At 69.1% G+C, this 23,478-nt stretch carries 22 protein-coding genes, 1 tRNA gene and 1 pseudogene; 14 read left to right on the top strand and 10 right to left on the bottom strand.

What is annotated here, in order from left to right; translation table 11 throughout:
• The first annotated feature begins 14 nt into the window (after window positions 1–14).
• The gene (locus Tbon_RS11380) at window positions 15–398 is read left to right on the top strand and encodes a Zn-ribbon domain-containing OB-fold protein (RefSeq protein WP_225734610.1); all 384 of its coding nucleotides are present in this window, start codon (window positions 15–17) and stop codon (window positions 396–398) included.
• Window positions 399–419: 21 nt separating this feature from the next.
• Here the strand turns inward: Tbon_RS11380 and Tbon_RS11375 are convergent.
• The 5 genes from Tbon_RS11375 to Tbon_RS11355 all read right to left on the bottom strand — a co-directional run bounded on the left by Tbon_RS11375 (window position 420) and on the right by Tbon_RS11355 (window position 4,741).
• A tRNA-Pro gene (locus tag Tbon_RS11375) sits at window positions 420–496 on the bottom strand.
• A 73-nt stretch (window positions 497–569) separates the two neighbouring features.
• Complete coding sequence (locus Tbon_RS11370; protein ID WP_158067816.1) at window positions 570–1,913, bottom strand: MFS transporter; 1,344 nt, start codon at window positions 1,911–1,913, stop codon at window positions 570–572.
• 48 nt (window positions 1,914–1,961) lie between these two features.
• Window positions 1,962–2,741, bottom strand: a complete 780-nt coding sequence (locus Tbon_RS11365) for an exodeoxyribonuclease III (RefSeq protein ID WP_158067815.1) — start codon at window positions 2,739–2,741, stop codon at window positions 1,962–1,964.
• A gap of 304 nt (window positions 2,742–3,045) precedes the next feature.
• Window positions 3,046–3,765 (bottom strand): DUF5656 family protein, encoded by a 720-nt coding sequence (locus Tbon_RS11360; RefSeq protein ID WP_158067814.1) that lies wholly within the window; start codon window positions 3,763–3,765, stop codon window positions 3,046–3,048.
• Window positions 3,766–3,844: 79 nt separating this feature from the next.
• Complete coding sequence (locus Tbon_RS11355; protein WP_192497944.1) at window positions 3,845–4,741, bottom strand: amidohydrolase family protein; 897 nt, start codon at window positions 4,739–4,741, stop codon at window positions 3,845–3,847.
• 82 nt (window positions 4,742–4,823) lie between these two features.
• Here Tbon_RS11355 and Tbon_RS11350 point away from each other — a divergent pair.
• From Tbon_RS11350 to acpP, 6 genes and pseudogenes are all read left to right on the top strand, one after another.
• Window positions 4,824–6,077: pseudogene (locus tag Tbon_RS11350) on the top strand (MFS transporter); the annotation flags it as partial.
• Between the two features lie 31 nt (window positions 6,078–6,108).
• The gene (gene priA / locus Tbon_RS11345; RefSeq protein WP_158067811.1) at window positions 6,109–8,583 is read left to right on the top strand and encodes a replication restart helicase PriA; all 2,475 of its coding nucleotides are present in this window, start codon (window positions 6,109–6,111) and stop codon (window positions 8,581–8,583) included.
• A gap of 109 nt (window positions 8,584–8,692) precedes the next feature.
• Entirely contained in the window at window positions 8,693–9,682 is a 990-nt protein-coding gene (gene fabD / locus Tbon_RS11340) for an ACP S-malonyltransferase (protein ID WP_158067810.1), read from the top strand.
• Window positions 9,679–10,917 carry a beta-ketoacyl-ACP synthase II gene (gene fabF, locus Tbon_RS11335; RefSeq protein ID WP_158067809.1) on the top strand — a complete coding sequence of 413 codons (1,239 nt, stop codon included), beginning with the start codon at window positions 9,679–9,681 and terminating at the stop codon, window positions 10,915–10,917. Before fabD ends, fabF (Tbon_RS11335) begins: the two co-directional genes overlap by 4 nt.
• 16 nt (window positions 10,918–10,933) lie before the next feature.
• Window positions 10,934–12,172, top strand: coding sequence for a beta-ketoacyl-ACP synthase II (gene fabF / locus Tbon_RS11330; protein ID WP_158067808.1), 1,239 nt, complete (start codon window positions 10,934–10,936; stop codon window positions 12,170–12,172).
• Window positions 12,173–12,226: 54 nt separating this feature from the next.
• Window positions 12,227–12,478: an acyl carrier protein gene (gene acpP, locus Tbon_RS11325; protein ID WP_158067807.1), complete on the top strand. Its 252-nt coding sequence runs from the start codon at window positions 12,227–12,229 to the stop codon at window positions 12,476–12,478.
• Here the strand turns inward: acpP and Tbon_RS11320 are convergent.
• Entirely contained in the window at window positions 12,475–13,644 is a 1,170-nt protein-coding gene (locus tag Tbon_RS11320; protein WP_158067806.1) for a cysteine desulfurase family protein, read from the bottom strand. The two genes, acpP and Tbon_RS11320, sit on opposite strands and share 4 nt — an antisense overlap.
• A 117-nt stretch (window positions 13,645–13,761) precedes the next feature.
• On the opposite strand from Tbon_RS11320, the gene nusA reads away from it, so the two are divergent.
• The 6 genes from nusA (at window position 13,762) to Tbon_RS13960 (ending at window position 18,998) form a co-directional block, all read left to right on the top strand.
• Window positions 13,762–15,300 (top strand): transcription termination factor NusA, encoded by a 1,539-nt coding sequence (gene nusA, locus Tbon_RS11315; RefSeq protein WP_158067805.1) that lies wholly within the window; start codon window positions 13,762–13,764, stop codon window positions 15,298–15,300.
• A 27-nt stretch (window positions 15,301–15,327) separates the two neighbouring features.
• Window positions 15,328–15,645 (top strand): RNase P modulator RnpM, encoded by a 318-nt coding sequence (rnpM, locus tag Tbon_RS14520; RefSeq protein ID WP_374761726.1) that lies wholly within the window; start codon window positions 15,328–15,330, stop codon window positions 15,643–15,645.
• Window positions 15,642–17,420, top strand: a complete 1,779-nt coding sequence (gene infB / locus Tbon_RS11305; protein WP_158067804.1) for a translation initiation factor IF-2 — start codon at window positions 15,642–15,644, stop codon at window positions 17,418–17,420. Before rnpM ends, infB begins: the two co-directional genes overlap by 4 nt.
• A gap of 22 nt (window positions 17,421–17,442) precedes the next feature.
• Window positions 17,443–17,808 carry a 30S ribosome-binding factor RbfA gene (gene rbfA, locus Tbon_RS11300; RefSeq protein ID WP_263970070.1) on the top strand — a complete coding sequence of 122 codons (366 nt, stop codon included), beginning with the start codon at window positions 17,443–17,445 and terminating at the stop codon, window positions 17,806–17,808.
• Window positions 17,786–18,694 (top strand): tRNA pseudouridine(55) synthase TruB, encoded by a 909-nt coding sequence (gene truB, locus Tbon_RS11295; RefSeq protein ID WP_192497943.1) that lies wholly within the window; start codon window positions 17,786–17,788, stop codon window positions 18,692–18,694. The genes rbfA and truB overlap by 23 nt, the downstream gene beginning before the upstream one ends.
• A gap of 163 nt (window positions 18,695–18,857) precedes the next feature.
• Window positions 18,858–18,998, top strand: coding sequence for a DUF5679 domain-containing protein (locus Tbon_RS13960; protein ID WP_192498226.1), 141 nt, complete (start codon window positions 18,858–18,860; stop codon window positions 18,996–18,998).
• An 88-nt stretch (window positions 18,999–19,086) separates the two neighbouring features.
• Here the strand turns inward: Tbon_RS13960 and Tbon_RS11290 are convergent, their stop codons facing one another.
• From Tbon_RS11290 to Tbon_RS11275, 4 genes are read right to left on the bottom strand one after another with little or no spacing between them, the layout of a single operon-like run.
• A complete protein-coding gene (locus tag Tbon_RS11290; RefSeq protein ID WP_158067801.1) occupies window positions 19,087–19,857 on the bottom strand; it encodes an inositol monophosphatase family protein in 771 nt (256 codons plus the stop codon).
• The gene (locus tag Tbon_RS11285; protein WP_158067800.1) at window positions 19,857–20,855 is read right to left on the bottom strand and encodes an aldo/keto reductase; all 999 of its coding nucleotides are present in this window, start codon (window positions 20,853–20,855) and stop codon (window positions 19,857–19,859) included. The genes Tbon_RS11290 and Tbon_RS11285 overlap by 1 nt, the downstream gene beginning before the upstream one ends.
• Before the next feature lie 48 nt (window positions 20,856–20,903).
• Complete coding sequence (locus tag Tbon_RS11280) at window positions 20,904–21,278, bottom strand: hypothetical protein (protein WP_158067799.1); 375 nt, start codon at window positions 21,276–21,278, stop codon at window positions 20,904–20,906.
• Window positions 21,279–21,314: 36 nt separating this feature from the next.
• The gene (locus tag Tbon_RS11275) at window positions 21,315–22,661 is read right to left on the bottom strand and encodes an aspartate aminotransferase family protein (protein ID WP_158067798.1); all 1,347 of its coding nucleotides are present in this window, start codon (window positions 22,659–22,661) and stop codon (window positions 21,315–21,317) included.
• A gap of 56 nt (window positions 22,662–22,717) precedes the next feature.
• Between Tbon_RS11275 and Tbon_RS11270 the strand changes: the two genes are divergently transcribed.
• Window positions 22,718–23,392: a class I SAM-dependent methyltransferase gene (locus Tbon_RS11270; protein ID WP_158067797.1), complete on the top strand. Its 675-nt coding sequence runs from the start codon at window positions 22,718–22,720 to the stop codon at window positions 23,390–23,392.
• Window positions 23,393–23,478 lie beyond the last annotated feature (86 nt).

The raw sequence follows: 23,478 nt of genomic DNA, 5'->3' as shown, positions 1-23,478 counted from the left end.
TTGAACCGCTACCCGTGCCGACCCCGATTACGCAACCGTTCTGGGACGGCACGCGGCAGCACCGGCTGCTCCTGCAGCGGTGCGAGGCGGGACACATGATCTTCTACCCGCGGTCGCACTGCCCAGGGTGCCTCTCGAACCGGCTCGAATGGGTCGAGGCGTCGGGAAAGGGCACGCTGTACAGCTACACGGTGGCGCGGCGTCCAACCTCGCCGGACTTCGAGCATGATGTGCCGTTCGTCATCGCGGTGGTCGAGCTGGACGAAGGGCCGCGGATGACCTCGCGGCTGGTGGAGGTGGACCCCGACGCGGTGCGGATCGGGATGCGGCTCGAGGTCGTGTTCGACGACGTCACCGAGGAGATTACGCTGCCGTACTTCCGACCTGCCGGAACGTAGCACAGGCGCAGGAGAGGATGATGGTCGGGGTGCCGCGATTCGAACGCGGGACCTCTTGAACCCCATTCAAGTGCGCTACCAGGCTGCGCTACACCCCGACCGCGGGCGAATGGCGGCCGCACCGCCGCGGCGCCGTTCCACGGTACACCATACGAAGGGCGGGGCGCGCGGTCAAAGGCTGCGGGGGAGTTCCCGAGGGGCCGGCGCCTGCCCGGCGGGCGCCGCGGCTTCGCGGGGCGGCGGCACGGCCGCATGGCCGCGAAGCGCGCCGTCCGAGCGAATCTCGGCGAGACGGCGGCCGAACAGGAGGAGGACGAGCCCGCTCATCGCGATGATGGTGGAGCCAAGCGTGAAGAGGCCGGGGCGGATTCCGAGGGATTGCACAAGGGCACCGGCGAGGATGGCGCCAAGCGGGATGAGCCCGCGGTCGAGGCTCAGGAGGGACATGACGCGGCCGTGCATCTCCGGGCGGCTGTTCGAAAGGAGGATGCCGTTGGTGAACGCCATGTAGGTGACCGTCATGCTGCCGGCGACTGCCAGGAGCAGCGCGGTAAGCCAGACGTTCGCCTGGAGGGAGATGGCGACGAGGGCGGCGCCGAAGACGAGCATGTTGATCATGAGCTGGACGCCTGGACGGGCGATATTCGACTTCCAGGCGACGAACAGCGACCCGGCGAAGGCGCCGACACCGGTGGCGCCGGCCAGGAAGCCGACGCCGGAATCGCCAAGGTCGAGCGTCTTCTTCGCGAGCAGCGACACGAAGACCTGCTGGTAGGGGAAGCCGAAGACGAAGAGGATGAGGGAGAGGGCGGTGACGACGAACAGGACCGGCTGGCCGGCGATGTAGCGGAAGCCTTCGGCGAGGTCGCCGAAGAGGCCGGACTCGCTGCGGCGCTTCCCGGCGGTGTCGCCGTCGAAGCGCATGAGGAGGGTGGTGAGGATGACGAAGAGGTAGATGCCGGCTGTGACGAGGTAGACGCCACCCACGCTGAGCACCAGGAGGAGGCTGCCGGCGATGGCGCCGCCGCCGATCCGCATGAAGCTGAGCGCGGTGGAATTGAGGGCGACGGCGTTGAGCAGGTCTTCGGGCGGGACGGTCCGCGGGATGAGGGACTGTCGGACGGGCTGGTTGAAGGCCATCGCGGTGCCGGAGACAGCCGCGGTGAGGAAAACGTGCCAGACTTCGACCAGGCCGGTGACCGCCACGATGCCGATGAAGAGGTGACAGGCGGTGGAGACGCACTGGGTGACCGTGAGGATGCGCTTCTTGTCGTAACGGTCGGCGACGGCCCCGGCGACCAGGCCGAAGAAGAGGATGGGGGCGAGGCGGGTGGCGATGACCAGGGAGAGCATGACCGCGGAGTCGGTCAGGTCGAGGATGAGGACGGCGCGGGCGACCTGGTCCATCCAGAGGGTGGCCGAGTGGCCGGTCTGGCCGAGCCACAGGAGGCGGTAGTTGCGGTGTCGCAGTGCGCGGAACGTCGTATCGGCGCCAGGGATGGGGATGCGCGGCATGGCGCAAACTGTACGTTTACGCGAGCGTGAGGGAAAGGGCGTGCGGCGCTAGAGTTCGAGTTCGATGCCGACCGGGCAGTGGTCGGAGCCCATGACCTCGGGCTGGATGAAGGCGCGGCGGACCCGCGGCATGAGGTCCTGGCTGACGAAGACGTAGTCGATGCGCCAGCCGATGTTGCGGGCGCGACGTTCGCGCCAGGGGTCCCAGTAGGTGTAGGCGTCGCGCTGGTCGGGGTGGAGTGCGCGGAAGGTATCGACGTAGCCGTTTTCGATGATGCGGGTAATCCAGGCGCGCTCTTCGGGCAGGAAGCCGGTTCCCTTTGCCGCCTCCTGCGGGCGGGCGACATCCATTTCGGTGTGGGCGATGTTGAAATCGCCCATGAAGACGAGCGAGCGGCCCTGGTCGCGGAGGTGATTCACGTGCGCCAGGAAGGCTTCGTAGAACTCGAGCTTGTAGGCGAGGCGGTCCTCGCCACGGCCGGCATTGGGGTAGTAGGATGTCAGGAGGGTGAACTCCGGGTAGTCGGCCTGGATGACGCGCCCTTCGATATCGAATCGTTCGATACCGAGTCCGAGACGGACTTCGAGCGGCTCGGGTTTCGAAAGCAAGAGCGCACCGCTGTAGCCTGCGCGCTGTGCGGGATGCCACCACGACCGGTAGCCGAGGGCCGTCCAGGGCTCGTCGTCGATCTGGTCGGGCGTTGCCTTCACCTCCTGGAAGCCGGCGATGTCGGGAGCGGTGGACTTGAGCCACGCCTCGAAATGGCCGCTTTTGAGCGCGGAGCGGAGGCCGTTGACGTTCCAGGAGCAGATGGTGAGGGTCGCCACGGCGACAGTTCACCTGATGGCGGAGCAGCGGGCAAGCGTGCGTTCGGGCGCAATTCAGGCCGAGGAGCGGGGTTTCCCGGATCGGTTCGTTCACACGTGCGAGCCGATACTGAACCTGATGAAAGGAGTGGCAATGATGACTCAGTGTCCTGTTTGCCGGGCGCGGTTTGCGGCCGCTGGCCAGGCAGAACGCCAGTGGCTCGAGTGGCACATGGCCCGAGCTCACGGAATTCAGCGGATGCAGATGGTGGCCGGCTGGCCGCTGCGCAGAGCTCCGGCCAGCGGCCGCCCCGCAGCGTGACGCCTACGCGAAGATGCGCGCGACGATGACCGCCGCTGACGCGACCGTGGTGACGACGGCGTACTCGGCGGCGGTCGCCCATTCAAGGTCGTGGTCGAGAAGGTGGTGGACGATGCCGGTCGCGAGGTAGAAGGCGATGACGAGGAGGGCGCCGGCGAGCAGGCCATCGAGCGGGAAGAAGTAGAGCGCGAGGCGGAGTTCGGCGAGCGAGATGCCGATGGCGAGAGCGACAAGGAGTGAACTCGGGCCGGTGATCCGGCTTTCGCGGAGGAGTTCGAGCGCGAGGAGCATGCTGACGGCGCCAACGGCCAGGCTGGCGAACCCGAGGGGGTCGTCCCGGGTGAAGAGGACGGCGTAAAAGGAGAACGCGACGAGGTAGGTGGCGACGGCCATGACCAGGCGGAAGGGGCCGTAGAGGCGGGACCGGACATCGACGGTCTGGTACTCGCCGAAGGCGACGACGCCGACAGAGAGGGCGGCCACGAGCGCGAGCGCGGGCCGGGCGTAGCCGACGATGGCGTGGTCGATGAAGAGCGCGGCGCCGATGACGCCGAGGGCCGGGAGGAAGGTGTAGACCAGCGAGTCGAGGGGGCCGCCGGACCACCCCGGGTGGCTGCGGACGATGCCATCGGTGGCGAAGGCGACCAGGGCGGCGGTGAGCCAGGGCAGCCAGGGAAGCTCGGGGCGGAGGGTAACGGAGGCCGCGAGGCCGCCTGCGGCCACGAAGGTCAGAAGGACGATGCGGGCGACGAGCCCGTCGGTGCGCTGGGCGGGGGCCGGTGCGGAGTGGGCGGCCAGGGTGTTACTCCGCTGCGAACACGGGCTCTTCGAGGCCGTAGATCTCGGCGGCGTTACGCCACCAGAGGCGCTCCTGTTCGTCCTCGGTGAGGCCCAGCTGCTCGTACATGATTTCGAAGCGGCGAATGTGCTCGGCGATTTCGTCCATGCCGCAGTCGCTTCCCCAGACGAGCTTCTCGACACCGAACTCGCCCTGCGAATTGGCAGCTAGGAGCTTCCGTTCGACGAGGTGGCGTTCGATGGTTTCGCCGCCGCTCATATCGAACCAGACGTTATGTCGCCACCGGGCGACGGAGGCGGCGTAGTCGTAGTTGCCCTGGTTGCCGACGTGTGCGCCGATGATCTTCAGCCTGGGGAAGCGGTTGGCGATGGTGTCGAGATGCAGCGGCGACATCCGCGCGGCGGAGACGTTGCGCGGTGGCATGCGCTCCTGCATGGCCATCATCCGCTGGTAGGCCTGGGCTGCGGCCGCGCTGCGGCGCGGGTGGGTGATGGAGTAATCAAGGCCGCCGCCGATGACGCCCATGTGGAAGAGGATGGGCATGCCGAGCTGCTCGGCCTTCGCGTAGGTCGGGAGGTAGTCCGGCTCGTCGTAGGGGCGGGCGACGCCGATGAGCTTCAGGCCGCGGTAGCCCATGTCGTAGAGGTGCTGGACCTCGTCGGGGCCGATCTCCTCGGGGTCGATGACGGCGACGGGGATGAAGAGGTCGAGGTACTTCTCGAGGATCTCCATCCCGCGCTCGTAGGAGGGGCCGAAGCGGCCGCCGGTGAGCATACAGCCTTTGGTGATGCCGACCCGGGACGCGATGTCGGCGAGGCGGTCGACCATGGGGGCCTGGTCTTCGTCCGGGTTTTCCCAGTTGCGGGGGAAGTGGATATGGACGTCGAAGATCTTTCTCATGGGCGAACCGACCGGGGCGTGGAGGCTCCTGCGAGTGTAGCACCCGGTCTGCCGAAGGCTCACCGAGCGGTCCAGGAAGCGATCGGGTAGGCTCGAAGCGATGCGCTCGCGTCCGTTCGTCGCGCTGTACGTTGCGGTCTTCGTCGCGACGATGGGCATTTCGATGGTGAGCCCGCTGCTGCCGGTGTACGCCGAGCGGCTGGGCGCGACGGGCATCTGGCTTGGGCTCACGTTCTCGGTTTTTGCGATTGTGCAGACGTTTGTGGGGCCGTTCGCGGGGCGGCTTTCGGACCGGTACGGGCGGAAGCCGTTCATCGTGGCGGGGCTGCTGGTCTATCTCATCGCTGCGCTCGGGTATCTGACCGCACAGAACTTCTACCAGGTGATCGCGTTCAGGGCGTTCTCGGGGCTGGGCACGAGCCTCATCTTTTCGGTGGCGCGGGCGTACGTCGGCGACCTGACGCCGCGCGGGCAGGAGGGGCGGTGGCTGGGGGTGTTCGCCACGGCCGACATCGTGGGGTTCGGCACCGGCCCGCTGGTGGCCGGGGTGCTGCGCGAAGTGCTGGGGTTCCGGTCGGTGTTCGTCGCGATGGCGGCGATGATGGCGCTTTCGGCGCTGGTGCTTACGCTGTGGCTGCCGCGGCACAGCCCGGCCGAGCTGGAGCGCCGGGCGACGAGAAAGGCCGGCGGCACGGTTGGGCGCACGGACCGCACGTTCCGGGAGGCGCTGGGCGACCGGGTGGTGCTCGCCGTCACGCTGCACGCGGGCATGGTTGCGGTGGCGGCCGGGGCAACGCTCAGCTTCCTGGCGCTGCGGCTGGAGGAGGGGATCGGCGCGACGCCGATCATGATCGGCCTGGCGTTCGCGATGCAGGACATCACGGGAGGGCTTGCCCAGCCGGTCCTGGGCCGGATTGCGGACCGCCGAGACCGGCGCCTGCTCGTGGCGGGCGGCCTGGCGGCGTACGCCGCCCTGCTGGCGAGCCTGGGGGTGGTTCCAAGCTACGGCGCGGCGGTGGCGGTGCTGCTGGGGATGGGGGCGACGAGTTCGCTCTCGATGGTGGCCGCCGGCGCGATCCAGGTTGTGGCCGGCCGACGGGCGGGGATGGGCACGGTGCTGGGGCTCAGCTCGGCCTCGAACGGGATCGGCATCGTCGCCGGGTCGCTGCTCTCGGGGGTGGTGGTCAGCCTCTTCCAGCTCGAAGGGGCATTCTTCTTCGGCGGGGCGGTGATGGCGGCGGGCATCCCGCTGTTCCTCTGGCTGACGCGCGGCGCCGTTGTGGCAGAACCGGCGGCAGCCGAGCCGCGGGTGCCGGAAGCGGAGGCAGCGGGCTGAGGGCTGCATTGCCGGGGCGTACCATCTGCGTGTGAGCGATCACCCGGCACACGCGGTCGACCCGGCGTTCGTTCCCCCGGAGGGGACGGTATTCGCCGAGGTTGCGGTCCACACGACCCAGCCGGCCCGGAGGCCATTCACCTACGCCGTGCCTCCGGGGATGGAGGTCGCCCCGGGGATGGCGGTCTTCGTGCCGTTCGGGCCGCGGATCGTGCAGGGGATTGTCCTGCGGATGCGCGATCGGAGCGATGTCGAGGCGGTGCGGCCAATCAGCGCGGTGATGGACCCCGAGCCGCTCCTCGACCCGGCCCGGATCGCCCTGGCGGAGTGGGTTTGCGAGGAGTACCTGGCGCCGCTGTGGGAGTGCGTGGCGTGCTGCCTGCCGGCAGGGTTCGGGCAGAGGCCGGTGACGATGGTGTCTCCCGTCGACGTGCCGCCGCTGCTGCCGGTCTACCCGAAGGACCGTGCGATCTTGCAGTACATCGCCGAACACGGGCGGGTGACGCTGGACGAACTACGGGAGGCGGTGGGCCCGGTTTCGCTGACGACGCTGCAGCGGCTGCAGCAGGAGGGCCACCTGACAGTGACGCAAGGGCTCGCCCGGCCGACCGGGCGGCCGAAGTTCGAGCGGCGGGTCGCCCTGGCTGTCGACCCGGACGCGGCGCGCGCCGAGGCCGAACGGCTGCTGGAAGCGCGGCCCCGGTCGGTTGAGGGGCGGGTGCTGCTGCGGCTGGCGGAGGAGCCCGACCTGCCCCTGGCCGCCGTTCGGGCGCTCGGGACGACACCGGCACACCTTGAGCGGCTGGCGGAGCGCGGATTCATCCGCACGAACGAGCGGCGGGTGGAGCGCGACCCGGTTGCCGCCGTACGGGGCGGGCAGCGGCCGCCGCCGGCGCTCAGTGCGGAGCAGCTGGCCGCGGCGGAAACGGCGTGGCGGGAGCGGGTGACGCTGATCCACGGGGTGACGGGCTCGGGGAAGACCGAGGTCTACCTCGACCTCGTGGGGCGGGCGCTGGGGGCGGGCGGCGGCGCGATCATGCTGGTGCCGGAGATTTCGCTGACGCCCCAGGCGATCCGGCGGTTCGGGGAACGGTTCGGCGACGATCTGGCGGTGTTCCATTCGCGGCTTTCGACCGGCGAGCTGTACGACCAGTGGTTCCGGGTGGAGCGCGGCGAGGCGCGGCTCGTGCTCGGTTCGCGGAGCGCTGTGTTCGCGCCGGTCCGGAGGCTCGAACTGGTCGTGCTCGACGAGGAGCATGAGTGGACCTACAAGCAGTCGGACCCGGTGCCGCGGTACCACGCGCGGGATGTTGCGGTGAAGCTGGGTGAGCTGACTGGCGCCCGGGTCGTCCTCGGGAGCGCGACGCCGGATGTGGTGACCTACCACCGGTCGGAGACCGGGCAGATTGCGCGGGTCGAGCTGGCCACGCGGCTGGCGCCGGCCGAGGACGGGAGCGTGACCGAAGGCGCGCTGCCGTCGGTGCAGGTAGTGGACATGCGGGAGGAGCTGCAGGCAGGCAACCGGAGCATGTTCAGCCGTGCGCTGCGGCAGGCCGTGCGGGAGGCGCTGGCGGCGGGCGAGCAGGCGATCCTGTTCGTGAACCGGCGGGGATCGGCGCGGTTCGTGCTCTGCCGGGATTGCGGGTTCCTGCCGCTCTGCCCGTCATGCGAGGTGGCGATGAGCCTCGACGCCGAGGCATCGATTCATGCGATGCTGCGCTGCCACCACTGCGGCCGGACGAAGCGGCTTGAGGACCGGTGCCCGAACTGCGACAGCCTTCGATACCGGCCGTTCGGGGTCGGGACGCAGCGCGTGGAGGCGGAGGCGCGGGCAGTGTTCCGCGGGGCGCGGGTGGCGCGCTGGGACAGCGACACGGCCCGCACGCGGGACGCGCATGAGCGGATGGTGGCCGAGCTGGAGGCCGGGCGGGTCGATATCGTGGTTGGGACACAGCTCCTGGCGAAGGGACTCGACCTCGCGCGCCTGACGGTCGTGGGGGTGGTCGACGCGGACGTCGGCCTGAGCCTCCCGGATTACCGGGCGGCTGAGCGGACATATCAGCTGTTGAGCCAGGTGGCGGGCCGGGCAGGCCGGCGAGACCGGCCGGGCAGGGTGTTCATCCAGACGTATGAACCCGAGGCGCCACCAATCGTGGCGGCGGCGGAGCATGACTACCGGGGTTTTTACGAAAGCGAGATTGCGCACCGGCGGCGGGCGGGGTACCCGCCGTTTTCGCGCATCGCGCGGCTGGTCTACCGGCACCACGATGAAACGGCGGGGCTGGAGGAGGCGAGCCGGGTTGCGCGGGAGCTGCGGGTGCTGCGCGACGCGGCGGGGCGGGCCGAGCCGGAGATCCTGGGGCCGACGCGGCCGTTCATCCCGCGGGTCCGGGGCGAGGTGCGGTGGCAGATCCTCCTGCGGGGGCGGGCGCCGGGCACGCTCATCGGGCAGGTGCGGCTCGGCGACCGGTGGCAGGTCGACATCGACCCGGCAAGCCTGCTCTGATGGCGGGGGACGGTTCGGGGGTGGCAAACCTTCGCCCGCTGCCGGACGGACTGGTATCCTCCATGCCCAACCGGGCCGTGGAGGCCTGCGGAACGAAGGGACCGTTCGGATGGACCAGGAGATCAAGCCGTGGTCGCGGCTGGCCCTGATTTTCCCGGGTCAGGGCTCGCAGCACGTCGGCATGGGACAGAAGCTCGCCCAGGTTTCGAAGGCGGCGCGCGATGTGTTCCGCCGCGCTGACGAGCTGCTGGAGCGCAACCTTTCGAAGCTGTGCTGGGAGGGCCCTGCAGAAGAGCTCGAAGCGACGCGGAACCAGCAGCCCGCCACGTTTGTGACCTCGATCGCGTGGCTCGAGGCGCTCAAAGAGCGCTGGGCATCCATTGGGAGGTCATTCCAGCCCTTCCTGTTCGCGGGGCATTCGATGGGCGAATTCACCGCGGCGGTGGCCGCCGGGTCGATTTCGTTCGAGGACGGGCTGGAGCTGGTCGATGCCCGCGGACGGCTGATGGAGGAAGCCGGCCGGGAGAACCCGGGCGGCATGGCGTCGATCCTCGGCCTGCCTGAGGAGAAGGTGCTCGAAATTTGCGCCGAGGCGTCGAAGGAGGGCTACGTCGGGCTGGCGAATTCGAACTGCGAAGGGCAAAGCGTGATTTCGGGCTACCTGAAGCCGCTCGAGCGGGCGATGCAGCTCGCGGAACAGGCGAAGGCGCGGCGGGTGGTGCGGCTGCCGATCACCATCGGCTCCCACTCGCCGCTGATGGCGAAGGCGAGCGAGGGGATGGCGGCCCTCCTCGACCGGGTGAAGGTGAAGGACCCGATCCGGCCGCTCGTGGGCAACGTGAATGCGAGCCTTTTGCGCACGGGCGCGGAGGTCTGCCAGGAGCTGAAGGAGCAGCTCACGCACGGCGTGCAGTGGCAGAAGACGATTGAGCGGATGCGGGACGAGGGGGCCGACATGTTCCTGGAGGTCGGGCCCGGGTCGGTGCTGACGAAGCTGGTGCGGCGGATTGACTACAGCGTCAACAGCGTCGCGATCAGCGATGACTATGAAGGGATGCTCTCGGAGCGGTGGGCACTCGTGGAGGCAGCTGCACAATGACGAGGCGCGTGGTGGTGACGGGCGTCGGCGCGGTGACTGCCGTCGGGCACACGGCGGAGGAGACCTGGCAGGCGATGCTGGAGGGGCGGAGCGGCATCGGGCCGATCACGCTCTTCGACCCGGAGCCGTACCCGGTCCGCATCCAGGCGGAGGTGAAGGGATTCGAGCTGGGCGACCGGGTCGACCCCAAGCAGCAGCGGTACATGAACCGCTCGGTGCAGTTCGGCGTGGCCGCAGCGCTCGATGCCGTTGCCGACAGCGGGCTGAAGGTCACCGAGGAGAACGCGGACATGGTCGGCGTGATTTTCGGGTCGGGGGCCGGCGGCACGGACATGCTCCTCGAGCACCAGCGGATCCTCGAGGAGAAGGGGCCGCGGCGGATTACGCCGTTCCTCGTGGCCAATTTGATCCCGGACGCGGCGAGCGGGCACATTGCGATCGCGACGGGCGCGCGGGGACCGAATTACGCGCCGGTGGCGGCCTGCGCGACAGGTGCGGCGGCGATCGGAGAGGCCTTCGAGACGATCCGCCGGGGCGACGCCGACGCGGTGATTACCGGGAGCTCGGAGGCGGTGCTGCTGCCGATCTACCACGCGACGTGGTGTTCGATGCGGGCGCTGGCATCTGACAACGAGCACCCGGAGAAAGCGCTGAAGCCGTTCGACCTCCACCGGGACGGGTTCATTGCGGGGGAGGGGGCATGCGGCATGGTCCTCGAGGAGTACGAGCACGCGCGGGCGCGGGGGGCACGGATCTACTGCGAAGTCATCGGGTACGGGACGTCGAACGACGCGTACGACATGATTGCGCTGCACGAGACCGGGCGCGGGCTGAAGCGCGCGGTGGTGGCGGCAATCCGGAAGGCGGGCATCGACCCTTCGGAGATTGACTACATCAACCCGCACGGGAGCGGGACGCCGCTGAACGACCGGGTCGAGACGCTGGTCTTCAAAGAGGTCATGGGGCCGGCGGCGTACCGGGCAGCGATTTCATCGGTGAAGCCAATTACCGGGCACTGCATGGGTGCAAGCGGTTCGGTGGAGGCGCTCGCCTGCGTGATGGCGATCCGCGACCAGAAAGTGGCGCCGACTATCAACTACACGACGCCCGACCCGGAGTGCGACCTCGACTACGTGCCGAACGTGGCGAGGGCGATGCCGGTGAACGTGGCGATGACGACGTCGGTGGGGCTGGGCGGCCACAACGCGTGTCTGATATTCCGGAAGGTCGACTGACCGGGGAGAACAGCCTGTGAGGCGAGCACTGGTGACCGGCGTGGGGGCCATCACGCCGATTGGACTGACCGCGCACGAGTTCTGGGAGAACCTTGTGGCGGGCGTTTCGGGCGCGGGGCCGATTACGCGATTCGATGCCACCGACCTGCCGGTGAGGATTGCCACCGAGGTGAAGGGCTTCGAGCCCGGGCGGTACATGGACACAAAAGAGGCGCGGCGGATGTCGCGGTTCGCGCAGCTCGCTGTGGCAGCGGCGAAGCTGGCGGCGGAGGACGCGGGCCTCGTCCTGGCGGACGAGGAGCGTCGTCGGGCGGGCTCGGCCATCGCCACGGGCTCGGGCGGCGCAATCGACACGATGGAAGAGGTGCTGGTGCTGCAGCAGCGGGGGCCGAACCGCGTCAGCCCGTTCTACGTGCCGACGATGGCGCCGAATATGGGCGCCTGCCAGGTTTCGATGCACCTCGGGCTGCGCGGCCCGGCGATGGCGAGCGTGGCCGCGTGTGCGAGCGGGCTGTACAGCTATATCGAGGCGAAGCAGCTGATTGCGTCGGGCCGGTGTGATGTGGTGCTTGCGGGCGGGACGGAAGCTGCGCTCCACCCGCTCCCGATTGCGGCGCTGGCGAACATGAAGGCGCTCAGCCGGCGGAACGACGAGCCGGAGAAAGCGAGCCGCCCGTTCGACCGGGACCGCGACGGGTTCGTGTTCGGCGAAGGCGCGGTGGTGATGGTCATCGAGTCGGAGGAGCGGGCAAGGGCCCGGGGCGCGCGGGTGTACGCGGAGCTGGCCGGCGGCGGCCTGAGCTGCGATGCCTACCACATCACGGCGCCGCTGGAGGATGGGTCGGGGGCGTGCGACGCGATGACGGAAGCGCTCCGCGACGCTGGGCTTCGGCCCGAGGATGTGGACTACATCGCCGCGCACGGCACGGGCACCCCGCTCAACGACGTCGCCGAGACGAAGGCGATCAAGCTGGCGTACGGGGAGCACGCCTACCGCCTGGCGGTGAGTTCGCCGAAATCGATGGTCGGGCACCTGCTGGGTGCGGCCGGGGCGGTGGGGGCGCTGGCCGCGGCGCTGGCGGTGTACCACGACGTGGTGCCGCCGACGATCAACCTGGAGCACCCGGACCCGGAGTGCGACCTCGACTACGTGCCGCTGAAGGCGCGCGAGATGCGCGTCCGGGCGGCGGCGGCAAATGGGTTCGGATTCGGGGGCCAGAACGGGTCTGTGATCTTCCGCAAGTACGAGCGCTGACGTAGCCTAGCGAACGCCCGGCAGCGCACATCACACCGAGGGGAGCAATCGCCAATGGCAACAGTGTTCGAACGAGTTCGCGATGTGGTGGTTCGGCAGCTGAAGGTGAGCCCCGACGAGGTGACGCCGGAGGCGAGCCTCGTGGATGACCTGCGGGCCGACTCGCTCGATATCGTCGACCTGACGATTGCGATCGAGGAGGAGTTTGCCGACCAGGCGGAGTTCGAAATCCGCGACGAGGACGCGGAGAACATCCGCACGGTGCAGGACATCCTCGACTTCCTGGCGCACCAGGGGATTCACTAGGCGCCGGCGAGGGCGCGCAGCTTTTGGACGATCCCGGGAAGCACGTCGAGGACGCGGTCGATCTCGGCGTCGGTGGTGTGGCGGCCGAGGGTGAGGCGAAGGGAGGCATGGGCGAGGTCGCGATCGATGCCCATGGCGGTAAGGACATGGGACGGTTCGAGAGCGCCGGTGGTGCAGGCTGAGCCGCTGCTGGCGGCGATATCGGCCATATCAAGCGCGAGGAGGACACTCTCTCCCTCGACGTTGCGGAAGCAGCAGGAGAAGTTGTTCGGGAGGCGGCGCTCGGGGTCGGCCGGGCCGGTGATCACGGTGTCCGGGATGCGCTCAGGGAGTTCGAAGAGGAGGCGATTGCGCAGGCGGGAGACGTGGGCGTTGAAGGCGTCGCGCTCCTGCCAGGCAAGCTGCATCGCGACCGCGAGGCCGACGATGCCGGGGACATTTTCGGTGCCGGCGCGGCGCTCCTTCTCCTGGCTGCCGCCGAGGATGAAGGGCTGCCACGGCGTGCGGTTCTTGATGTAGAGGAGCCCGATGCCCTTCGGGCCGTAGATCTTGTGCCCGGCGAGGCTCAGCAGGTCGACCCCGAGTTTCGCGGGGGTGATATCGAGCGAGCCGGCAGCCTGGACCGCGTCGGTGTGGACGACCACGCGCGGGTTGCGCTCACGGGCGATGCGGGCCGCCTCGGCGACCGGCTGGATGGTGCCGACCTCGTTGTTCGCGGTCATGATCGAGACGACGATGGTTTCGGGGCCGACGGCCTCGGCGAGCGCGTCGAGCGAAACGACGCCGTCGCGGTCGACCGGGAGGTAGGTGGCGCGGAAGCCTTCGCGTTCGAGCTGCTCGACGGTGTGGAGGACGGCGTGGTGCTCGATGGCGGTGGTCACGATGTGGTTGCCGCGGCCACGGGCGCGCTGGGCGAAGGCTGCGCCGCGGATGGCGGCGTTGTCGGATTCGGTGCCGCCGGAGGTGAAGACGATCTCTTTCGGGCTGGCGCCGAGGAGGTCGGCGATGGTCTTGCGGGCGGCATCGACCGCGCGGCGCGCCTCCTGTCCCTCGAGGTAGATGCTCGATGGGTTGCCCCAGTGGGTGGTGAAGAAGGGGAGCATGGCTTCGACGACGCGCGGGTCGGGGGGCGTGGTTGCTGCGTGGTCGAGGTAGATGCGCGGCATGGTTTCAGGGTAGCGGATCGGCGCGGGGGCTGATCACGGCCCGGGAGGAACGTGGTATGCTATGGCCAGCGATTCCATCCGGGAGTGGGCGCCGGCGCCCACTTTTTTGTTGAGAGCATGAAGAACGAACTGTTGTTGGCGCTGAACCAGCTCGCGGCAGAGAAGAACCTCCCGCCGGAGACCGTGTACGAGGCCGTCGAAGCGGCGCTGACCTCGGCCTTCCGGCGCGAGGAGGACGATGCGCCGAACATGTACGTCAAGATCGATGCGCGCAACGGCGAGATCCGCGCGTACCGCCAGATGTTCGTGGTGGAGCAGGTGGAGAACCCGCGCATCGAGATGACGGTCGAGGAGGCGCGGAAGTGGAAGCCGGATGCGCGCCCGGGCGACGTGCTCGACTTCGAGGAGGAGGTCCCGAAGAACGCGGGGCGGATCGCGGCGCAGACGGCGAAGCAGGTGGTGCTACAGCGGCTGCGCGAGGCGGAGCGCGACGCCATTTACGAGGAGTACATCGGCAAGGTCGGGGAACTGATCGTCGGCACGGTGCAGAAAGTTGAGCCGCGGCAGGTGATTCTCGACCTTGGGCGGGGCACTGAGGCGGTGCTGCCCGCGAGCGAGCAGGTGCGGAACGAGCACCTCCGGGCGGGGCAGCGGGTGCGGGTGCTGGTGGTGGAAGTGAACCGGGCCTCGAAGGGGCCGCAGATCGTGGTCAGCCGGGCCCACCGGAACCTGCTGCGGCGGCTGTTCGAGATGGAGGTGCCGGAGATCAAGAACGGCACGGTGGAAATCAAGAGCATCGCCCGGGAAGGCGGCCACCGGAGCAAAATCGCCGTTTGGGCGCGCAACCCTGCCATCGACCCGATCGGGGCGTGCGTTGGGGTGCGCGGGACCCGCATTCAGAACATCGTCAACGAGCTGAACGGCGAGCGGATCGACGTGATCAAGTGGGACCCGGACCCGGCGAAGTTCGTTTCGAACGCGCTGAGCCCGGCGCAGGTTTCGGAAGTGGAGATCGACCCGGCGGAGCGGCTCGCCTCGGTGGTGGTTCCGGACAAGATGATGTCGCTGGCGATCGGCAAGGACGGGCAGAACGCGCGCCTGGCCGCGAAGCTGACGGGGTGGCGGATTACCATCCTGAGCGAATCGGCGAAGGCGCGCCAGGAGGCAGGCGAGGCGGAAGCACCGATGGCGTTCGAGCCCTATGCCCCGGGCGAGGCGCCCGACATCGATATCCTCCAGCAGGCCGAGCAGGTGGCTGCGGCTGCCGAGGAGGCGGCACCCGCGGGTGCACAGGCCACTGCGGTCACGGCGGAGCCGCCGCGCCCGCAGCCGGAGCCGGAGCCGGCGTACGAGGAAGAGGAAGAAGAGATTTCGTTCGCCTCGATTGTCGAATCGATCCCGGTGCCGCGCGGCGAAGAGCGCGAATCGGAGGATTACGGCGAGGAAGAGGACGAGGAGTACGAAATCCCGGCCGCCATCATCGAGGAGTCTCGACCCTCCTCGATCCGGTTCGCGGAGGACGTGCTGCCGCGACGCGACGATGAAGACGAGCCACTTCCGAAGAAGTCGGCCGGCAAGAAGGGCAAGCGTGCGCCCCGGTTCTACGACGAAGGCGACGACATGGACGACATCGATTACGCGGGCCGCATCCACTGATGGGGTGCGGGCCGCGGCAGCTGACAGCTGGAGGCGCCAACGATCGCGCAGGGAGTTCGACCACGACGGCAGCCGCAACGGACGTGCATCGCCTGCAGGGCTGAGCAGGGGAAGCGCGAGCTCATCCGCATTGTGCGGACGCCGGAAGGGCGCGTGGTGGTCGACCCGAGCGGGAAGGCGAACGGGCGCGGGGCGTACGTGCACCCCTATCGCGAGTGCTGGGAGAAAGCGCTGCGAGGGGGTACGATAAAGAATGCACTGAAAATTACCCCGGCCGTGGACGATATCGAAGCCCTGCGGGCCTTCGGGTTGGCGTTGCCGGCGAAGGAAGGCGATAGCGTATGACGGCAAAATCTTCGTCCCGCACGACCGTGCGAATCCCGGACGCCCTGACGGTGAAGGAGCTGGCGGACCTGCTGCGGGTTTCGCCGGTCGAGGTCATCAAGCGGCTGATGACCAACGGGGTAATGGCCGGGCAAAATCAGACGATCGACTACGACACCGCGGCCCTGGTCGCGGTGGAGCTTGGGTTCGAACCGGAACTGGAGGCCGCTGCTGAGCCGGAGCCGGGCACGCCGCTCATCGAGCCGGAGGAGGAGCCGGACGACCCGGCATCGCTGAAGCCGCGGCCGCCGGTGGTGACGATCCTCGGGCACGTGGACCACGGGAAGACGAGCCTGCTGGACGCGATTCGGAAGACGCGGGTGGCAGCGGGCGAAGCGGGCGGCATTACGCAGCACATCGGCGCCTACCAGGTCGAGCGGGACGGGCAGCTCATTACGTTCATCGATACGCCGGGCCACGCGGCGTTCACCGCGATGCGGGCGCGCGGAGCGCAGGTCACCGACATCGCCGTGCTGGTGGTCGCCGCCGATGACGGCGTGATGCCGCAGACGGTGGAGGCGATCAACCACGCGAAGGCAGCCGGGGTGCCGATCATCGTGGCCATCAACAAGATCGACCTCCCGGCAGCGAACCCGGACCGGGTGAAGCAGCAGCTGACGGAGTACGGCATCGTTGTGGAGGAGTACGGCGGCGACACAGTCTGCGTGCCGGTTTCCGCGGCGACGGGGCAGGGCATCGGCGACCTGCTCGAGGCGATCAACCTCGTGGCCGAAATCAGCGAGCTGAAGGCAAACCCGAACCGGCCGGGCTCAGGCGTGGTGATTGAAGCCGAGCTGGACCCGCACCGCGGGCCGATTGCGACCGTGCTGGTGCAGCGGGGGACCCTGCGGCAGGGTGACGCGGTGGTTGTCGGGGAGACGAGCGGCAAGGTCCGGGCGATGCTCGATGACACCGGCAAGCGGGTGAAGGAGGCCGGACCATCGACGCCGGTGGTCATCCTCGGGCTCGAAGATGTGCCGGAGGCCGGCGACCGGCTGCGCGTGGTTGCCGACGAGAAGGTGGCGCGGCAGATCGTCGAGGAGCGGAAGCGGCAGCGCGAGGCGCAGGAGCAGACCCAGCACGCCCGCGTCAATCTCGACACGCTGTTCAACGAGATCAGCGCCGGGAAGCTGAAGGAGCTGATCATCATCCTGAAGACGGACGTCCGCGGGACCGCGGAGGCGATCAAGGGCGCGCTAGAGCGGCTGAGCACGCCCGAGGTGAAGATTCGGATCATCCACGCGGCGACGGGGCCAGTCACGGACAACGACGTGATGCTGGCGGAGGCCTCGAACGGCATCATCATCGGGTTCAATACGCGGGTGGAGCCGGGCGCGAAGAAGCGGGCCGAGGCTGTCGGCGTCGAAATCCGGACGTACAACATCATCTACCAGCTCCTCGAGGACATCGAGAAGGCACTGCAGGGCATGCTGGAGCCGGTCTACAAGACCGTGGTGGACGGACATGCCGAGGTGCGCGCAGTCTTCAAGTCGAGTCGTGTCGGGCAGATTGCCGGGTGTTACGTGACGGACGGCGTGGTGCGGCGCGGGTCGCTCGCGCGGGTTCTGCGCGGCAAGGAGGAGGTCTGGAAGGGGCGGTGCGAGGGCCTCAAGCGGTTCCAGGACGACGTCCGCGAAGTGCAGGCCGGCTACGAGTGCGGCATCGTCATCTCAGGGTTCGACAAGTTCCAGGTCGGGGACGTCATCGAGTTCTACCACGAAGAGCGGGTGAGCTGACGCTCCGGAGGGCGCCATGAGTATGCGCACGACGCGCGTGGGCGAACTGCTCCGCGCAGAGATTTCGGAGCTGCTGCTGCGCGAGGTGAAGGACCCGCGGGTCTCGCGGGGGATGGTGACCATCACCGAGGTGCAGGTGTCGCCGGACCTGCGGCGGGCCGTGGTGTATGTCTCGCACCTCGGGAGCGAGCAGGAGCGCGCCGAGGCGCTCGAGGGGCTGCAGCATTCGGCGCCGTTCCTGCACCGCGAGCTGGTGCACCGGCTCTCGCTGCGGAACGTTCCGGAGCTGGTGTTCCGGTTCGACCCCTCGATCGAACGGGGGGCACGGCTCGCGGAACTGATCCACCAGGTGAGTGCGGAGCGCCGTGGCGAGGAAGCGGGCGACTAACGGCCCCGACGGCATCCTGCTGGTCGACAAGCCGGCCGGGTGGACGAGCCACGACGTGGTGGCGAAGGTGCGGTGGCTGCTCGGCCAGCCGCGTACCGGCCATGCGGGCACACTGGACCCCTTTGCCACGGGGCTGCTGGTGCTGTGCCTCGGGCAGGCCACCCGGCTCTCGGAGTACGTGATGGCGCACGAGAAGACCTACACGGGCGAAATCGTGCTCGGCATCGCCACCGACACGGCGGATTGCGAGGGGGCGGTGACGGCGCGGCGCCCGGTTCCGCCCCTCGACGGCGCCACGCTGGAGCGGCTGGCGCGGCAGTTCACCGGCAGAATCGCCCAGGTCCCGCCGGCGTACAGCGCCGTGAAGGTTGCCGGGCAGCGGGCATACGACCTCGCGCGGCAGGGGAAGGCGGTTGAGCTCGCGGCGCGGCCGGTCGAGGTCTTCGAGCTGCAGCTGACGCTCCTCGCGGCCGACCGGCTGCGGATCGATGTCCGGTGCGGGCCCGGGACGTACATCCGGAGCCTCGCGCGGGACATCGGGGAGGCGCTGGGCTGCGGCGCGCACCTGGCGAGCCTGCGGCGGCTGCGGTCGGGACGGTTCGCCGTGGACGAGGCGTGGTCGGTCGAGGAGCTGGAGCGACTGGCTGGCATGGGCCGGGCAGGGGAGGCCGTTCTCCCGGCCGACGAGGCGCTGCTGGAGCACGACTGCGCGCTGCTCGGACCGTCCGGCGCGGCGGCGTTCGTGCACGGGAACGTACACCGCGCCGGGGGAGCGCTGCGGCCGGCCCCGGCGGCGCGGGTGTACAGCACCGCCGGGCAATTCCTTGGCGTCGGCGCGGTCGATGCAGGCGGTTCGGTGCAGCCGGTGAAGGTGTTTCGGGCCTGAACCGGGCAATTCTGTTTGTTATGTCGCTAACAGGTTCATTTTCTGGTTGACACCACATGGGCCGAGGCGGATCATCCGAGGTGGCCGGCAGGTCTGCGTAACTGCGTAGGCACTCTCACAATATTTGCCGGGCCCGTCGCAGGACGGGGAGAAGGAGGGTTCGTTGGAAGCCTACTGCCTGAAGTGCCGGGAACGGCGCGAAATGAAGGACCCGAAGGCGATCACGATGAAGAACGGGAAGCCCGCGACCGAGGGCACCTGCCCGGTCTGCGGGACGAAGATGTTCAAAATCGGGAAAGCCTGACGCCAGGCCTTCAGCGAGGAACCGAACGCGCAGCGAGCGCCCGTCGGCCGGCGGGCGCTCGCGCATTGTGCGGAGCTTCGGGCGTTCGTCAGGCGAGGTCGGCCGCGAGGAGGGCGATCACCTCGCCGTGGAGCAGGCCGTTCGTTGCGACCGCGGAGTCGCCGAGGGCGGGGTTGCCATCCCACTGGCTGAAGCGGCCGCCGGCCTCGCGGATGACCGGCTGGAGGGCGGCGGCGTCCCAGATGCTCATGTCGGGGTCGAGCATGATCTCGGCGCGGCCGGTTGCCACCATGAGGTAGCCGTAGCAGTCGCCCCAGGCCCGGGCGAGGCCGCACCGTTCGACGAGCGCACGGTACCCCAGGGGCCGGCGGGCGGCGGTCCGGGCGAAGGAGGTCATGGTCAGGGTTGCCTCGTCGAGCGATGCGACCCGGGAGACGCGGCAGGGCTCGCCATTGAGCCGTGCGCCGAGCCCCGCGGCGGCGGCAACCGTTTCGCCGACGGCGTGGCAGGCGATGACCCCGACGACAGGCTCGCCATCGCGCTCGAGCGCGACGAGTGTGCCGAAGAGGGGGACGCGGTGGATGAACGACTTGGTGCCATCGATGGGGTCGATGATCCAGCGGTGGCGGCCGTCGCCGGGGGTTTCGCCGAACTCTTCGCCGAGGACGCCGAAGCCGGGAGTTTCGCGGGCGAAGAATTCGCGCATGGCAAGTTCGGCGCGGCGGTCAGCCTCGGTCACCGGGGTGCGGTCGGCCTTCCGCTCGACGGCGAAGGGGCTGGCGTAGATGGGCATGATCGTTTCGCCGGCAAGGGCGGCAGCGCGGAGGGCAATATCGAGCAGGGCGGAGAGCTCGGACATCAGCGGGCGGCGTCTCCCCGGCGGTATTCGAGGGTGAGGTCGTCGAGGCGCTGCTTGAGCTCCGGCGGAAGCGGCGTTTGGGCGGCGGCAAGGGTATCGGCGAGCTGTTCGGGGCGGCTGGCGCCGATGATCGGGGCGGTGATGACGGGGTTGGCCATGACCCAGGCGACGGCCATCTGAGCGAGCGACATGCCGGCCTCCGCGGCGATGGGGCGGAGCTGCTCGACCGTCTCGAACATGCGGCCGTGCCAGTACCGCTCCTGGTAGCGCTGGGCGGCCGTCCCGAGGGTGAAGCGGGAGCCTTCTTCCGGGCCAGTCTCGGGGTTGTGCTTTCCGGTCAGGAGGCCGCCGGCGAGCGGGTTGTACGGGATGACGCCGATGCCCTCTTCGGCGCACAGGGGGAGGAGCTCCCGTTCGATTTCGCGAAAGAGGAGGTTGTAGCGGGGCTGGACGGAATCGAAGCGGGCGACGCCGAGGACCTCGCTGCGGCCGATGGCGCGGGCGACCTGGTAGGCCAGGAAGTTCGAGCAGCCGATATAGCGGACCTTCCCCCAGCGAACGAGGTCATCGAGGGCCTTGAGGGTTTCGTCGATGGGTGTTTCGGGGTCCGGGCCGTGGAGCTGGTACAGGTCGATGTAGTCGGTGCCGAGGCGGCGGAGGGAGGCATCGACCGCATCCAGGATGTGCTTGCGGGAATTGCCCTGGTCCCAGCGGGCGGGGCCGACACGGCCGAAGCACTTGGTGGCGAGAATGATGCGGCTGCGGTTGCCGGTGCGGGCGAGCCAGCGGCCGATGATCTCCTCGGTCCGGCCCTGTGCGCCGGGGGGAGCGCCGATGGGGTAGACGTCGGCGGTATCGAAGAAGGTGATGCCGCCCTCGAAGGCGCGGTCCATGATGGCGAAGGAGGTGGCTTCGTCGCACTGGAAGCCGAAGGTCATGGTGCCGAGGCAGAGGCGGGAGACGGGGAGGCCGGTGCGGCCGAGACGGGTGTACTGCATGGAGGCATTGTGCCGGAGGCATGCCGCGGTGTCTCCGGCGGCGCGGGCTCAATGGCGGGACTGGTCGATGATCTCTTCGGCGGCGCGGATGGCAGCCTCGGTTTCGTCGAGCGGGTCGTTCCCGCCGGGAGGGGGAGGCGCGACCGGCTCAAGGTAGGTGCAGTAGCGGCAGCTGGCGGAGGACCCGACGAGGGCCAGGGCGAAGTGGGAGAAGGTGCGGCCACAATTCGACACCCGCGCACGGCGGACGCGGGCCTTCCTGGCACTCGCGCGCGGCGTTTTCGCTTCCTTTGGGCGGGGGATACCGCCGGCGATGCCGCCGCCCATGCCCTTCCGGGCGTCCCGCTGGGCGAGGTAAGCGTTCAGCAGGTAGAGGAAGAAGGGGAGCCCGAGCACGAGGAAGAAGAGCACGGACTGCAGCATGGCGCCAGTGTAGCGGATTCCAGATGCGGTTTGGAGTCAGGCGGAATCGAGGTAGCCCTCGGCGCGGAGCTGAAGGAGCGAATCGCGCCAGGCATCGAGGGTGGCATCGATGTCGTGCTCCGTGTGGGCCGAGCTGAGCATGCCGGCGGTGCCGAAGAGCTGGACGCCGCGGTTGAGGAGCGCAAGCTGGAGGAGGCGGGCGCGCTCGGGCGGCGTTGGCGACTCGAGGAGGGTGCGGGGCAGCTCGCGGCCGTCGTAGTCCTGGGCTTCGGGGACCATCGTCCCGGCGAGGAGGACACGGAAGGCGGAGGACTGCCCGTAGACGACGCCGGGGATGCCAAGTTCGCAGAGGACGGCGTTCATGCCGGAACGGAGCGATGCGGCGAGTTCGGCAGCCCGGCGCTGGTGGGTGCCGTCGGCGATTTCGCGGAGGCAGGCGACGCCGGCGGCTGCGGAGAGGGGATTGGCGTTGAAGGTTCCCGGGTGGCCGACCTTTTCGGTCCGGGGGCCGCCGCCGGGGAACTGGAGGTATTCGAGGAGGTCGCGGCGGCCGGCGACGGCGCCGCCGGGGAATCCGCCGGCGAGGATCTTGGCGAGGGTCACGAGGTCGGGGCGGATCCCTTCGACCTCCTGGACGCCGCCGGGCGCCCAGCGGAAACCGGTCACGACCTCGTCCATGATGAAGACGGCGCCGCGTCTGCGGCAGATTTCGGCGAGGCCGTGGAGGAACCCGTTCGGGAGCGGCACCTGCCCGCTGGAAGCCCCGGCGGCCTCGACGATGACGGTGCCGATATCGTCGCGGGCGGCGAAGGCGGATTCGACGGCCTCGAGGTCAGGCGGCAGGACGAGGACCGACTCGAGGGTGGCCGCAGGGATGCCGGGCGGCGTGCGGCCCGCGTAGCTCGAAGCGGCGACGACGTAGTCGTGCCAGCCGTGGAAGTGGCGTTCGAACTTGATGACGCCAGGTTTTCCGGTGGCGGCCCGGGCGAGGCGGAGGGCCATGAGGGTCGCTTCGGTGCCGGAGGAGGTGAAGCGGACGACCTCTGCGGCAGGCACGAGGCGGGTCACCTCTTCGGCCCATTCGATTTCGTGGAGATGGCTGGCGCCGTAATGGGTGCCGCGGGCGAGCTGGGCGGCCGCCGCGGCGGTCACCGCCGGGTGGTTGTGGCCAAGGAGGAGCGCGCCGTGCCCGACGACGTAATCGATGTATTCGTGACCATCGACGTCCCACTTGTGGGCACCTTCAGCCCGGTCGGCGTAGATGGGGAACGGCCGAAGGTAGCGGCTATCGTGCGTGACCCCGCTCGGGAGGACGCGCGAGGCGCGCTCATAGAGGGCGCGGGAGCCGGGGTGGCGGTCAATGTACTCCTGTTCGATGGGCATGGCCCGGATGATACGGCTTTTCCCGAGGGAGGCGGGCGCGTAGATTGGCAGGGGGCATGGCGGACCACTCAATCCTGCAACCCGGCAACCTCCTCATGGTCCAGGAGCGCGAGCGCTACCTGGCGCGGCTGTTCGCGCGGGTGGGCTGGAGTTCGCTGGCGGAGCTGCGGGCGTTCGAAGCCGGGTGCTCGACGGGGTACAACCTCCGCCTGCTGGTGCAGTGGGGCGCAAAGCCGCAGAACCTTGCGGGCCAGGACATCGACCCGGCGGCCGTGGCGTACTGCCGGTCGAGGTCGAGCGATATCCGGGTGCACGAGGGGAGCGCGGAGCGGATTCCCGAGCCCGACCGGGCATTCGACCTTGCGCTGGCGTTCACGCTGTTCAGTTCGGTGGCCGATGAGGACGTGGCGCAGCGGATTGCGGGCGAACTGGTGCGCATCACCCGGCCGGGCGGGCTCATCATTGTGTACGACATGCGGCGGCGGAACCCGGCGAACCCGAACGTGCACCCGGTGCTGGAGGACGACATCCGCCGGTGGTTCCCGCGCTGTCCGATGCGGGTGAAGACCCTGACCCTCGCGCCGCCGGTAGCGCGCCGGGTCGGGCGGTTCGCGCCATGGCTGTACGGGCCGCTGGCGGCAGTCCCGCCGCTCCGCACGCACGCCATGTATGTGCTCCGGCGGCCGGGCCAGGTGGACGTGTTCCCGGCCGCGCGGCCGGCGGAATCGTAAACGTTCGAACGTAGACAGCCTCTTGCGGAATCGGGCAGAGTTGAGAGGCGGCTGACTGTGCCGTAGCCCTGAACCGTTCGATACTG

The organism is Tepidiforma bonchosmolovskayae (assembly GCF_008838325.1).
In the GTDB taxonomy this organism is placed as follows: Bacteria; Chloroflexota; Dehalococcoidia; order Tepidiformales; family Tepidiformaceae; genus Tepidiforma; species Tepidiforma bonchosmolovskayae.
Note: the sequence above shows the minus strand (reverse complement) of the source record. Positions and strands in the feature narration are given on the sequence as shown.

What these genes read in the sequence shown, in the direction of transcription:
- Tbon_RS11370 (WP_158067816.1), bottom strand. Translation starts at nt 1,913, where the DNA reads ATGCCGCGCATCCCCATCCCTGGCGCCGATACGACGTTCCGCGCACTG.
- Tbon_RS11355 (WP_192497944.1), bottom strand. Translation starts at nt 4,741, where the DNA reads ATGAGAAAGATCTTCGACGTCCATATCCACTTCCCCCGCAACTGGGAA.
- fabD (WP_158067810.1), top strand. Translation starts at nt 8,693, where the DNA reads ATGGACCAGGAGATCAAGCCGTGGTCGCGGCTGGCCCTGATTTTCCCG.
- fabF (WP_158067809.1), top strand. Translation starts at nt 9,679, where the DNA reads ATGACGAGGCGCGTGGTGGTGACGGGCGTCGGCGCGGTGACTGCCGTC.
- acpP (WP_158067807.1), top strand. Translation starts at nt 12,227, where the DNA reads ATGGCAACAGTGTTCGAACGAGTTCGCGATGTGGTGGTTCGGCAGCTG.
- Tbon_RS11320 (WP_158067806.1), bottom strand. Translation starts at nt 13,644, where the DNA reads ATGCCGCGCATCTACCTCGACCACGCAGCAACCACGCCCCCCGACCCG.
- nusA (WP_158067805.1), top strand. Translation starts at nt 13,762, where the DNA reads ATGAAGAACGAACTGTTGTTGGCGCTGAACCAGCTCGCGGCAGAGAAG.
- infB (WP_158067804.1), top strand. Translation starts at nt 15,642, where the DNA reads ATGACGGCAAAATCTTCGTCCCGCACGACCGTGCGAATCCCGGACGCC.
- rbfA (WP_263970070.1), top strand. Translation starts at nt 17,443, where the DNA reads ATGCGCACGACGCGCGTGGGCGAACTGCTCCGCGCAGAGATTTCGGAG.
- Tbon_RS11290 (WP_158067801.1), bottom strand. Translation starts at nt 19,857, where the DNA reads ATGTCCGAGCTCTCCGCCCTGCTCGATATTGCCCTCCGCGCTGCCGCC.
- Tbon_RS11285 (WP_158067800.1), bottom strand. Translation starts at nt 20,855, where the DNA reads ATGCAGTACACCCGTCTCGGCCGCACCGGCCTCCCCGTCTCCCGCCTC.
- Tbon_RS11280 (WP_158067799.1), bottom strand. Translation starts at nt 21,278, where the DNA reads ATGCTGCAGTCCGTGCTCTTCTTCCTCGTGCTCGGGCTCCCCTTCTTC.
- Tbon_RS11275 (WP_158067798.1), bottom strand. Translation starts at nt 22,661, where the DNA reads ATGCCCATCGAACAGGAGTACATTGACCGCCACCCCGGCTCCCGCGCC.
- Tbon_RS11270 (WP_158067797.1), top strand. Translation starts at nt 22,718, where the DNA reads ATGGCGGACCACTCAATCCTGCAACCCGGCAACCTCCTCATGGTCCAG.